General features: G+C 40.1%; 9 protein-coding genes. 5 read left to right on the plus strand and 4 right to left on the minus strand.

All coding sequences use genetic code 11. The features are described from left to right. Positions 1-21: 21 nt before the first annotated feature. A complete protein-coding gene (locus KNQ97_RS05760; protein ID WP_000827314.1) occupies positions 22-3354 on the minus strand; it encodes an Rne/Rng family ribonuclease in 3333 nt (1110 codons plus the stop codon). A gap of 722 nt (positions 3355-4076) precedes the next feature. Between KNQ97_RS05760 and KNQ97_RS05765 the strand changes: the two genes are divergently transcribed. From KNQ97_RS05765 to KNQ97_RS05780, 4 genes are all read left to right on the plus strand, one after another. Continuing rightward, positions 4077-5009, plus strand: coding sequence for an RluA family pseudouridine synthase (locus tag KNQ97_RS05765; RefSeq protein ID WP_001089416.1), 933 nt, complete (start codon positions 4077-4079; stop codon positions 5007-5009). Further along, entirely contained in the window at positions 5006-5680 is a 675-nt protein-coding gene (locus KNQ97_RS05770) for an HAD-IA family hydrolase (protein WP_000054127.1), read from the plus strand. Before KNQ97_RS05765 ends, KNQ97_RS05770 begins: the two co-directional genes overlap by 4 nt. 73 nt (positions 5681-5753) lie before the next feature. Further along, positions 5754-6449, plus strand: a complete 696-nt coding sequence (locus KNQ97_RS05775; RefSeq protein WP_102759922.1) for a YafY family protein — start codon at positions 5754-5756, stop codon at positions 6447-6449. 49 nt (positions 6450-6498) lie between these two features. Beyond that, on the plus strand, positions 6499-7104 hold the full coding sequence (locus KNQ97_RS05780; RefSeq protein ID WP_000053842.1) for a glutathione S-transferase family protein: 606 nt from the start codon (positions 6499-6501) through the stop codon (positions 7102-7104). Between the two features lie 57 nt (positions 7105-7161). Here the strand turns inward: KNQ97_RS05780 and KNQ97_RS05785 are convergent, their stop codons facing one another. Further along, positions 7162-7839, minus strand: a complete 678-nt coding sequence (locus KNQ97_RS05785) for a DUF1345 domain-containing protein (protein ID WP_000232918.1) — start codon at positions 7837-7839, stop codon at positions 7162-7164. Positions 7840-8102: 263 nt separating this feature from the next. Continuing rightward, on the minus strand, positions 8103-9002 hold the full coding sequence (hcaR, locus tag KNQ97_RS05790) for a DNA-binding transcriptional regulator HcaR (RefSeq protein ID WP_000423241.1): 900 nt from the start codon (positions 9000-9002) through the stop codon (positions 8103-8105). Positions 9003-9737: 735 nt separating this feature from the next. On the opposite strand from hcaR, the gene KNQ97_RS05795 reads away from it, so the two are divergent. Then, on the plus strand, positions 9738-10790 hold the full coding sequence (locus tag KNQ97_RS05795) for an MBL fold metallo-hydrolase (protein WP_000653392.1): 1053 nt from the start codon (positions 9738-9740) through the stop codon (positions 10788-10790). 67 nt (positions 10791-10857) lie between these two features. On the opposite strand, the gene katG is transcribed toward KNQ97_RS05795, so the two are convergent. Continuing rightward, a complete protein-coding gene (katG, locus tag KNQ97_RS05800) occupies positions 10858-13014 on the minus strand; it encodes a catalase/peroxidase HPI (protein ID WP_253611970.1) in 2157 nt (718 codons plus the stop codon). Positions 13015-13414 lie beyond the last annotated feature (400 nt).

The following is a 13414-nucleotide window of genomic DNA, read 5'->3' on the forward strand; positions in this document are numbered from 1 at the left end:
AGCTGCAATTGAGCAAATGGCTTACTCAGCTACAGGATTAGCTTTTTTTGGCGGACGGCCACGAGGGCGACGAGGGCGGCTCGGTTTGTCCTTATCTGCCTTAACGTCTTCTGATTCGGCATCAGTTGTTGCTTCAGTCGGAGCTACTGTTTCTTCAGCCGCTGCTTTTGCTTTGCTTGCTGCTTTTGATGGCGCAGGTTCCTTCGCTGCAGGAGCTTCAGCTACTGTTTCTTCTGTAGCTTTTTCCTCTGCAGGAGCAGCTTCAGGTTGTACGACTTCAGTTGACTGATTAAGTTCAAGCGGTTGTTGTGCTGGTTCAACTGTTGCTTGTGTTTCAGCAGTTGGAGCAGCAACGGTTTCTTCTGCTACAGGAGCAGGAGTAGCAACTTCTTCTTGAGCAGAATGTTGTTGTTTCACTTGCTCAAATGCTTGTTCCGCAGCAAGTTTTGCTAAACGACGACGCTCACGCGGGTCATTTGCAACACGTGGAGCTGGTGCTTGTGGCGGAGTAAGCGGAAGTACTGGTGCAGGTTCTGCTTCTTCAGCTGGTTTGTGGCTTGGAAGTTCTGCATCACGAGTTACCGGCTTTTTCTCTTCTGTTTCAGCAGTAACTTCAACTACTAACGTACTTGCGTACTGTTCTGCAAATTTCTGCAAAGCACGATTAAACGTTGGGACTAGACCAAATTGTTCAATCAATACGGTGCAATCTTCACCATACACATGACGGATTAAACTACCGATTGTGTGTTGTGCCAAAGTTGGAATTTGCGATGGCGCAATAGATGGCGCAGCTGCCTTAGCGTGTTTAGCCTCACGTTGCTGACGACGACGCATACGAGGGTCATTGCTAGCACGTTTGATTTGTGGCTGAGCAGCTTCTTGGCTTGGCTGAGCTTCTTCTTTGGTTTCAACTACAGCAGCTTTCTCGGCTACAACAGGAGCTGGAGTTGGCTCTTGAGCAACTTCAGTAGAAGTCGTTTCAACTCGCTCAACGTGACGACGCTCAGGTGTAAGTGCAACAATCTCACTTTGACCTTGATCAACATTGATGATTAAAGCAGTGTTCATGACATCATGCTTAGGTGCATCAATCACATCAACCTTAATTTGTTTTTCATCAACAACAACCGGTGTATTTTGATTTTCATTTAATACACTTGGATCGCGGTGGCGATTTGGACGGTTTGGACGTTGTTGATTATTACGGTCACGACGTGGCACAGCATTTTCAGTGTGTTGTACATCATTATTTTGATGTTGCTGATCTTGCTGCTGTTGACGTTTTTGCTGACGTTTTAACTCACGTTGTTCTTGGCGTGACAATTGAACCACTTCTTCATGAACTTGATGTTGCTGTTCATGTGATTGGTGATGTTGTTCACGTTGCTCTTTATGTTTACGCTTTTTGTTGTTCTGACGTTGTTGCTGAGATTTATCATCTTTTTCAACATGTTCACGAACGTCTTGTTTCACAGGTGACTGTGAAATATAAGCGTTATTTGATTGAACTGGCGCAACTTCTGCAACAGCAGGTACGGCTACTTGACCGAACTGTCCGCGGCTTACTGCGCCTGTATTCACCATTTGCTCAATCGCAGCAGCAGCATTTTGTGCTGAACGAGATTGATCAACTGTTTGCGCTTGCTTTTGAACAAACAGATTTTCTAACCATGCACATGGGCTTGCTGCTTTTTGAGCAGAAGGTTGTGCTACAGGTTGAGTTGCATGATTTGCTTTTTTCTGAGCCGCAGCATGAGTTGAAGCTGTAGCAGTTACATGAGCATGGCCATGATCTGCTTCTTCTAAATGCCATTCAGAAGACTCATAACCTAACTCTTTCTCGCTAGAACGGGTTGCTTCTGTACGTTCATAGCTAGATGGAGCAAAGCCATCTGGGTTATATGCAATTTCGTAATGTGGAGTTTCTAAGTGCGGGTGTGGTAATACAGTCACACGTACACCAGAAGTTTGCTCTAAATACACCAGACTATGGCGTTTTTCATTAAGCAAGAAGGCTGCAATTTCAACTGGAACTTCAACCTGAACTTCACCATGACGTTCACGAAGTGCAATCTCTTCAACTTTACGCATAATTGAAAGAGAAAGCGAACGTAAATCACGAACCATGCCTGTACCATGACAGCGAGGGCATACATAACCTGTTGCTTCTTCAAGCGATGGGCGTAAGCGTTGACGGCTCATTTCCATTAAGCCAAAACGAGACAATTGACCGAACTGGATACGGGCACGATCGCTTTGTGTTGCTTCACGAAGTTTTGCTTCAACCATACGTTGATTGCGTTCTTTAGTCATATCGATGAAGTCGATAACAACTAAACCGCCAATGTCACGTAAACGAAGCTGGCGAGCAATTTCTTCTGCTGCTTCAAGGTTAGTATTCAGTGCAGTTTCTTCAACATCATGTCCACGAGTTGATTTCGCAGAGTTAATATCGATTGAAACTAAAGCTTCAGTCTGGTCAATGACGATTGAACCGCCAGAAGGAAGTTTTACTTCACGCTCGTAAGCAGTTTGAATTTGGCTTTCAATACCAAAATGAGCAAACAATGGCTCGTTTAAAGTATAAGTTTTTAATTTGTCTAATTGGCGAGGCATCACTGCTTTAACAAAGTTATATGCTTCGTTATAAGCCTGTTCGCTATCAATTAAGATTTCAGCAACGTCATCACGTAAGTAATCACGAATTGCACGTGTTACCACCCCCGCTTCTTGATGAACAAGCATCGGAGAAGGGCCTGAGCTCGCTGTACCTTGAATTTGTGCCCACAGGTCAAGCAAGTGTTGTAAATCGAGCTGTAATTCTTCTTGAGTACGCCCAATACCAGCAGTACGAACAATAACGCTCATACCACGAGGTACATTTAAAGAAGCTAAAATTTCTTTTAATTCTTCACGTACTGAACCTGAAATTTGACGGCTAATGCCACCACCTTTCGGGTTATTTGGCATAAGAACTAAATAACGGCCTGCAAGGGAAATAAACGTAGAAAGTGCTGCACCTTTATTACCACGTTCTTCTTTTTCAACCTGAACTAAAAGCTCTGTGCCTTCAGTAATAAGTTCACGAATGTTTGAAGTTTGACGTGGGTCTGCCTGAAAATAGCTGTTCGCAATTTCACGCATAGACAAGAAGCCTTGACGACCTGCGCCATATTCAACAAAAACAGCTTCTAAAGATGGTTCTACGCGGGTGACATGGCCTTTATAGATATTGGATTTTTTCTGTTCTCGGGTACGATTCTCTAAATCAAAATCGTAAAGACGATTACCAGTGATAAGTGCAACGCGAACTTCTTCGGCATGAGTTGCATTAATCAACATACGTTTCATGGGTGTGACACCTAATAGTGACTCACACAAACAAACCAAACAAACTTAAAGGTTCTGAACGAACATCGAACATGACGGATCATTTCCCAGATCTCAAAATACTTGTGGTCTGAGTCATCTGTTACCGGCTACATTTAGCCTTAGCTTCGATTCTCGTCTGTGATGTAGGCAATACTGCTTCAACCTTTAAATCGGAATTCCTTTTTGCTTCACTGGCGGGTGAGCGGTGCATTGGTTAATGACTTTCACTGTCATTGGGCGCGAAGTGACTTCTTTATTGGAAGTTTGATACGGAATGCTCATCGTATCGGTGCTTTCGGCAGTTCCAATGCATCAACGCTTTAGCCTGAAGGCAACATTAAGGAGCGATTTGTCTGATGTGTATCAGTTTACGTTCCATAACCAACTAGAGTTGGTAACATATTTTTTTGAACAAACTGAATTAAACGCAACAGTTTGTCATTTTGCCGATATAATAAGCCTTCGGCGTCGGCATAATTCTTTAGGACCTGTCCGAGCTGGTGATGAAAGCATCATTTTGATTGAGGTTTCAATCAGGGAAATTTCCCTTTAGATGTTCACTTACGGTGGTATCCGTGCGCTGACTATATCAAACCTTGCAGCATCTGCCTATGGGCTAAGCTTAGATTTCTTGTGAAAAAACTAAGCTAATCGGTCATTTATTAATCAAATTTCGTAAAATTTCAGGTTTAAATATTAGTATGAATTCTACACAGCAATGGCAAAGTGTCACTTGGTTTGAGGTGGATGAGCATCAAGCAGGACAACGAATCGATAATTTCCTGTTTTCACGTTTAAAGGGTGTGCCAAAGAGTCGAATTTATCGTTTGATTCGTGAAGGTCAGGTTCGCGTGAATAAAAAACGTATTAAAGCCGAGACCAAACTTACAATTGGAGACCAGATTCGTGTTGCGCCTATTCGCTATGAACAAAAAGATGAAACTGCTGTTCCTGTAAGCGACAGTGTGGCTCAAGGTTTATTAAGCCGTGTGGTCTATGAAGATGAAGGACTATTAGTTGTAAATAAACCATCGGGTATTGCTGTACATGGTGGTAGTGGCGTGGCTTATGGTTTGATTGAGGCACTACGCGCAGCAACAGGTAAAAAATATTTAGAACTGATTCACCGTATTGACCGCGACACTTCTGGTCTAGTTATGATTAGTAAGAAACGTAGCACTTTAAAACTGCTACAAGATATGTTGCGTGAACACAAAATTCGTAAGACCTATGCAGCGATTGTAAAAGGTCAGGTGAGTCTTGATAAACAGCTCATTGATGCTCCTTTATTTCGTTATGAGTTAGCCAATGGCGAACGTCGTGTACGTGTATCTAAAGAAGGTAAGCCAAGTAAAACCGAATGGGTAGTTGCAGAGCGCTTTAAAAATGCCACTTTAGTTCATGCATCTCCTTTATCAGGGCGTACCCATCAAATTCGTGTACATGGTTTAAGTATTGGACATCCGTTGGTGGGCGATGATAAATATGGGCACAACACTGCATATACGGGGCCTGAAGCACGCCGTTTGTGTTTACATGCCATGCGTTTGGATATTCCGGGTTATCCAACGATTGAAGCTCCGTTGCCAGAAGACATGACCCAGTTATTAGAGGCTTTGAGAGTAGCAAAATGAGTCTGAAAACCGAATTAGTGATTTTTGACTGGGATGGTACTTTATATAATTCTGTTGGTCAGATTGTTGCAAGTTTACAGCATGCGGCAGAAGAGCATAAGTTAACTCTGACTGATGAAGCCGCAAAGAGTATTATCGGTTTAGGTTTGCCGGAAGTGATGCAGACCTTATTTCCAGAAGTACCTGATTTGCATGATTCGATTTTAAAAGCATATGGCGATCACTATATTGCCAACTCGACAAATGATGCATGGTTTGAAGGTATTTCTGAACTACTTCATGACTTAAAAGCTCAAGGTTTAAAACTTGCAGTTGCGACGGGTAAAAACCGTCGTGGATTAGACCGTGTGATTGCAAAAACACAGAGTACTCATCTGTTTGATGTTACTCGAGCAGCCAATGAAACCCGTTCAAAACCAGACCCGCTCATGTTACAAGAAATCTTGACTGTAACTGGAGTAAGTGTCGAACAGGCAGTTATGATTGGTGATAGTAGTTATGACCTTGAAATGGCTCAGCGTTTAGGTATGCCTCGTATTGGGGTGGGCTATGGAGTGCACTCGGTCGAAGTTCTACAACAGTTCCAGCCTTTAACCATTGCTAAAGATGTATCTGAGCTGCACAACTTTTTAAGAGAGTATGCAAAGTTATCTACTGTAGACGTAGCGTAATTTAAAATGATGTAAGAAGGAGGAATTTATTCCTCCTTCTTTTTAAAACTAAAGAACAATAAGAAGAGAAAAAATGAGCCGCTCTATTCGTCTATTAAATCTTTTACAGCAACTCCGTGAATCTCGTTATCCCGTTACTGCTCAAGTCTTGGCTGAACGCTTGGGAATTAGTATTCGCAGTATTTACCGTGATATTGATAGTTTACGTGCTCAAGGTGTGAGAATAGATGCATCGGCAGGTTTGGGGTTTCAGCTTAAAGAAGACATTTTATTACCACCGGTTACTTTTAATGAGAATGAAGCCGAGGCTCTATTTTTAGCTTTAGAGTGGTTGAAAGACGTTCCAGATCAGGCAATGAAATCGGCAGCCGTTTCAATCTATTCTAAACTTTATGCGGTTTTACCAGAGCACCGGAAATATTTGATCGATGATATGACGCTAGGTGTTACACATTACTGGCATCCGGTTGATGAAGCTTTAGTAGAACAAGTACGTTTAGCGATCCGTAAACAAGTAAAGATCAAAGTCGATTATTGCGATGAACACAAGCGTATGAGTCAACGTTCTCTTTGGCCTTTTGCTTTAGGGTATTTACATGACAAAGTTGTACTTGCTGCTTGGTGTGAATTACGGCAGGCATTTCGCCATTTTCGGATAGATCGTATTCATGATTTGCAAATGAGTGAGGAAATATATCCTGAATTTAAAAAACATCTGTTTCAAAGATGGTGGAAACAAGAAATGCAAAGGACTACTGACAAAAACTGACAAAAGGTATTTGTAGACTAGGAATCACGATAAACAAGGAGCAATAAGAATGAGTCTTAAACTTTATACTAACAATGAATCGCGTGGTGTCGTTATAGACTGGCTTTTGGTTGAGCTTGGCGTGGAATGTGAACGTATTGAAGTAGCATACCGAACTGAGATGAAATCACCCGAATATTTAAAGCTTAACCCGTTTGGGAAAGTGCCTGTATTGGTAGATGGCGATGTCGTTATTTATGAATTAGGTGCAATTTGTGCATATCTGGCAGACAAATTTAGTGACAAAGGTTTGGCACCTGCTTTAGATGATCCGAAACGTGGTTTGTACTATCGTTGGCTTTTTATGATGGCGGGTCCTTGGGAAGCTGCTGGTGTCGATAAAGCTTTAGGAATAGAGATCGCACCTGAGCAAAAAATGTTTGTGGGTTATGGTGATTATAACGATGCTTATCAAGCTTTAGTTCAAGGACTGAGTGAAGCAAATCCGTATGTATGTGGTGAACAATTTACCGCCGCAGATGTAAGTGTTGGAGCCATGCTATTATGGCAATTAAAAATGAAAACGATTGAATCGCACCCAGCCATTACACGTTATGTTGAAACGATCAAACAGCGCGAAGGCCTAAAACAAAGCAGTATGGGCCAACTGTTGTAAATATAATTATTCTTAAAAGCCCCCAAAATGGGGCTTTTTTGTTTTTTAATAAAGGGTCTAGTTAGTAAGAAAGCCAGCAGCAACGTTAATACAAATCGCTAAAATGGTCGTGTTAAAGCCAAAAGATAATACAGCATGAAATAAGTTTAAAAGACGCATATGTTTGTTGGTAATTGAAACATCGGCGGTTTGTGCTGAGGTACCAATAATATAGCTAAAATATAAGAAGTCAGGGTAGGTTGGATGTTCGGTACCCGGGAAGTCTAACCCACCGTTCTCTTCATTTCTGGATAGAGCCATATAAAAGTCATGGGCATAATGCAAAGCGAAAACAGTATGCATGAAAAGCCATGCTGAAATAATGGTGAGTAAAGCTAACGCTACATGTCCTAACTTTTCATAATGCCCAGAAGGGAGCTGGGAAAGTTGTACCAAAATCGCAACTAGACTCATTGTGATGGCCAATAAAACAATGAGCATAATGACCCATTTACTTTCGTCCTGTTTTTTGGCTTGCTGTTGCATTTGTGAATGGTCGGCACTTCTCATCAGTTTCCAGACATGGAGTAAATATAAACTGATTGAGCCATTCCAGCTTGCTAATAAAATGGTAGACCATTTCCATGAAGTGAGCCATGCCAATAAACTTGCAACAACCACTCCAAAAATTAAAGCAATAAAGAAGTGAGGGCGGTTTTGTACACTACGTCCTAAATGCTGAAATAGTCCAACCATCTTGTTAACTCTCCTTGCTGTTATCTTAAATATATTTTTTACTGTTTGGTTAATTTAACATTAAGTTTTATATAACCTTTATACTTTAGATCGTCATTTTTGTTTTTATTAAGTGTGACAATCTAAAATATAATAAAAATTATCTCAAATTAATTAATCGATAAAAGATATTAAATAAATTTTAATTTCATTTTTTTATACATGCATTTAAATTTTCTAACTCATTTATTATTTAATAATAAGCGTAAATATACCTAAAGTGCTTAATCTAGATTTTTATCAAGATGAAATACTTTGTTGAGTTGATCAATAAATCTTTTTACACCGACTGACTCTGTATTTTTACGATAACTAACAAATAAATCTAAAGAAGGTAATTCGACATCTAGAGGGCGAACTACAGTGTTAGAAACCCCTAAAGGCGCGACATAGGCAGGTAAAATAGTACAACCTAGGCCTGAACCAATAGAGTTTATATTAAGTAAAATGCTATCGGCCTTTTGTACAATATTGAGGTCAATACCATGAGTTTTAGTAAACTCTAAAATTGTATTGTGTAGTGTATTAGATTGTTCAGCTGCCGGAATAATAAAATCAATACCATGCAAAGCTTTGACCGGAATACGGTCATATTTCGCAAGTGGATGGTTTCTTGGTAATAAAAAAATTAAAGGTTCTGTTAAGACAAATTGGCTTTGGATTTCATCATTTTCAGTATTATCACGGGTAAACGTGATGTCGAGTTCACCTCTTTTTAAGGCTTTGAGTTGCTCAGCGTTATTTAAACTTGATAATTCAATGGTGAGGTCAGGGTGTTGTAAGCGCAGATTTGGAAGTACGTATGGAAAAATTTTCATTTCTGCGATGGGGACGAAACCGATACGTAATAATTGTTGTTTAGCCTTTGAGACTTGGCGGGCCATCGCTACTGCTTTATCAGCTTGAGCAAGCGTTAAACGGGCATGCTCTAAAAATACTTCACCTTCTTCTGTTAACTCAACTTTACGTTTTGTGCGGTTTAAAAGTCGTACCCCGACATCTTCTTCTAAATCTTTAATTTGTTGGCTAAGGGAGGGTTGAGCAGTATAGAGTTTGAGAGCGGCCTTACTAAAATTTAATTCTTCAGCAACTGTAATGAAATATCGAAGATGGCGTAATTCCATAAGACTAATCCAAAAAATGTCTTACTATGATTTAAGTAAAGTATAAAGCATAAAACTATATAGCGTGAAGGTGCTTTAGGTATTTATAAAATAAATGAAAATTTATAAATCATTATGAAATTAATATGAAATTTTATTTAATTATTAATTTGTAAAATATATTAATTCATATTCATAACCAAAGTGATTTTAAATTTAGAAAAGAAATTTAAATTACTTTTCAGAAATTCACTTAAAGTTTTCTCATATTATGAAAAAAAGTATTGTTAATTTAACAATTGAGAATCTTAACTTCTAACAAAAAATGTGTAAGGAGTATTTTGTTAATAAATGTTTCGGTTCATCTTGCTATATTTTTTTAGTTTTTTCAATGCATGTGCTGCTTGGTTTAATAGTTTATATATGAAGCAAAATTGATAAAATTGAGCAGTTTTAAAAATAAGAGATTAACCACAAAGAAATTAGCTCACCTCTGTTGTAAGTCTTTGCTTATTATATTCTATTGTTATGTTATACAGTAGCTTTTAATAAGAATAGTAATTAACGAATCACAAACTCAACACATCTAAACATTTTTTTGTGGCACTTTAGATTGATCTATGTCGGCTGTGACAAAAATAAAAGGGATATTTATATGATAAATAAGTGTAAGTGTCATAGCTTAATTTATTTAAATCGCTAAGATAGAAAACTGAATGATTCATCCTCCTGATGCTACAACCATAGAATAAGCCCATGAAAGACAAGCCGACATTAACTTATCAATTGCCGACTCAGTCCTGTTGGACGCATACATGGATAAAACCGCCTTTTTGTCATCCTGAACTGGGCCATGAAAATGACACCCGTTTTTATAATCAGCAGCCTAGATCGCCTGCACGAGGATCGAAAGAGTTATTGCGTTGGTTAGTCACTCGTGAGTCTTATACTTGGAATGTTGATATTCAGAATGAATATGATGTACGTGTTAATACACCAATTGCTTTACCACAAAACCGTCCTCATGCGGATTTAGATGATTGGCAAGTTTGGTTTGTAGGACATGCTACGGTACTCATTCAAATTGGACCTTATAACTTTATTACCGATCCGGTATGGTGTGACTACGCAAGTCCTTTACATGGTCGTGGTCCACGTCGTGTATGCCCAGCGGGTTTTGCTTTAGAGCAGTTACCTACCATTCACGGGGTATTGTTGAGCCATAACCATTATGACCACATGGATTTAGCAACGCTTGAGTGGCTTCATAAGAAGTTTGCTATGCCGATTTATACAGGGCTTGGCAACGGATTTTACTTACCTAAAGAGTTCCATGTAATTGAAATGGATTGGTGGCAGGAAATTCCGTATCACGAATTAAGAATTGTTTATACACCTGCTCAGCATGGCTCGGGGCGGGGTTTACGTGACCAAAATAAGGCACTTTGGGGCGGTTTTTCGGTTTTGGCAAAAACAGGACATTGTTTTTTTGCGGGTGATACCGGTTATGCGGGCCACTTCAAACAAATTCATACGCGCTATGGCGCGCCGCGTGTGGCCTTACTTCCAATCGGAGCTTATGAACCTCGTAAATTAATGAGCTATGTTCATATGAATCCGCAAGATGCAGTTCATGCGCATTTAGATTTACAAGCACATCGGTCGGTAGCAATTCACTATCGAACTTTTCAGTTAACGGATGAGGGGCGTGAAGATCCTGAACATGCGTTAGCTCAAGCCATTAAAGCTTCATCAAAGCTTGCTAATCCTTTTTATTGCATTCGAGAAGGGCATAAATTGACTGTCTAAAAATTCATTGTTTTGTATTAAAAAAGCCAGTTCAATTTGAACTGGCTTTTTATTATTTTGGCTTAAATTAAGCTAAGTCAAAACGGTCAAGATTCATGACTTTAGTCCATGCAGCAACAAAGTCTTGAACAAATTTTTCTTTACCATCTGCCTGAGCATAAACTTCGGCTAATGCACGTAAGATAGAATTCGAACCAAAGACTAAATCATTACGTGTTGCGGTAAATTTCACTGTGCCTGATTTACGGTCTTTACCTTCAAATACTTCACTTGTTGAATCAACAGGTGCCCATACATTCGACATGTCGAGTAAGTTTGTGAAGAAGTCTGTGCTGAGTACACCAACTTGCTGAGTGAAGACACCATGTTGAGAACCATCCCAGTTAGTGCCCAGTACACGTAAACCACCAATCAATGCAGTTAACTCTGGTGCAGTCAAAGTCAGTTGTTGTGCTTTATCAATTAATAAGACTTCAGCTGGTGTGTTGACTCCCTGTTTTTTCCAATTTCTGAAACCGTCAGCAAGACCGAGCAGTAATTGGAATGATTCAACATCGGTTTGACTTTGTAATGCGTCAACACGACCAGGGGCAAACGGAACGGTAATATTGAAACCTGCTGCTTGAGCAGCTTGCTCTACACCAACGTTACCAGCTAACACGATTAAATCCGCCAATGACAATTGGGTTGATGCCTTGAGTTCTTCAATTTTAGTTAAAGTCTCAACAGCTTTTTTGTTTACTTCCCACTCACGTTGTGGTGATAAAGCAATACGTGCACCGTTTGCACCACCACGTTTATCTCCACCACGGAATGTTGATGCAGATGCCCATGCAAGGGAAACCAACTCACCAGCAGGTAATCCTAGAGCAACGATTTTTGCTTTTGCATCAGCAATGCTTGCAGAAGATGGTATAGCGCTAGCAGCAGGTAATGGATCTTGCCAAATTAAATCTTCAGCAGGAACTTCTGGACCTAAATAACGTGCTTTTGGTCCCATATCGCGGTGAGTTAATTTAAACCAAGCACGAGCAAAAGCATTGGCAAAGGCTTGTGGATCGTTAAGGAAACGACGAGAGATCTTTTCAAACTCAGGGTCAAAACGTAAGGTCAAATCTGTAGTAAGCATGGTTGGCTTACGTTTAATTGATGGGTCGAAAGGATCTGGAATGATGGCTTCAGCATCTGCCGCTACCCATTGAATTGCGCCAGCAGGTGAACGTTCTTGTACCCATTCGTATTTGAAGAGGTTTTCAAAGAAGTAATTGCTCCATTGTGTTGGCGTTTGTGACCAAATAACTTCTAAACCTGAAGTGATCGCATCTTTACCGACACCTGTGCCATAGCTGTTTGCCCAACCAAAGCCCATTTGTTCAATTGGTGCACCTTCTGGGTCTGCTTGGACATGGTCAGCAGGGGCAGCGCCGTGAGTTTTACCTAAAGTATGACCGCCAGCAATCAAGGCAACAATTTCTTCATCATCCATTGCCATGTTGCCGAAAGTGGCACGAATAAACGGTGCTGCTGATCGTGGGTCACCACTCGCTTGTGGCCCTTCAGGGTTCACATAAATTAGGCCCATTTCGGTTGCAGCAAGATTACTGCCCGCCAATGCTTCAGAGTTACGATGAGCTAACCATTCTTTTTCATCGCCCCAGTTTACATCGTTGTCTGGTTCCCAAACATCTTCACGACCAGCACCAAAACCAAAGGTACGGAAACCAGAAGACTCAAGTGCGATGTTCCCGGCAAGAATAAATAAATCGGCCCAAGATATTTTTTGACCGTATTTTTGTTTAACTGGCCATAGTAAACGGCGTGCTTTATCTAAACTTGCATTGTCGGGCCAACTATTTAATGGAGCAAAACGTTGTTGACCACGACCGGCACCACCACGGCCATCGCCCATACGATATGTACCGGCAGCATGCCACGCTAAACGGATAAATAAGCCCGTATAATTTCCCCAGTCGGCTGGCCACCAGTCTTGGGAATCGGTTAATACATTTTTGATATCGGCTTTAAGTGCGTAGTAGTCGAGTTTTTTAAATTCTTGACGGTAATTAAAATCTTTACCGAGTGGATTAGAGCGTTCTGAATGTTGATTAAGTAAGTCAACACGTAATTGATTTGGCCACCAGTGTAAATTAGCCGTGCCACCACCGACTGTTACTTGCGGTTTTGAGTTATGACCTGAAAAAGGACATTTTGATTCGTTTGACATGATTATATTCTCTCTGGGTAATATTTATTGAGCTCTTAATAAAACTGAAGGCTCATTTTCCTGGACTTCTGGGTTAAAAAAATGATGCGTATCGAATAAAGAAATGAGAGAACAAATGGTGAGAGAAACCGTTTTAAAAATTTTTCACTGTTATGTCAGCTCATCAGTTTTATTCAACAATACATGAGTTTCCTTTGTTTATTATTCCTTCAATTTACTGCATGAAGGCTAAAAAACAAGAGGGAAAATGGTTCAAATTTTGCAAATAATGACGCATGGCATGAGCTCCTTAATCATTGAAACATCGCAATATCTTTCAATTTCGTTCTTTAAATATACTAGAATCTGATTGTTTATTTTTCAAATGGATTAAATTGTCAATATTAATTGGTAAAACCGA

The sequence above is a fragment of the Acinetobacter sp. UC24323 genome, assembly GCF_024151445.1.
GTDB lineage: Bacteria > Pseudomonadota > Gammaproteobacteria > Pseudomonadales > Moraxellaceae > Acinetobacter > Acinetobacter baumannii.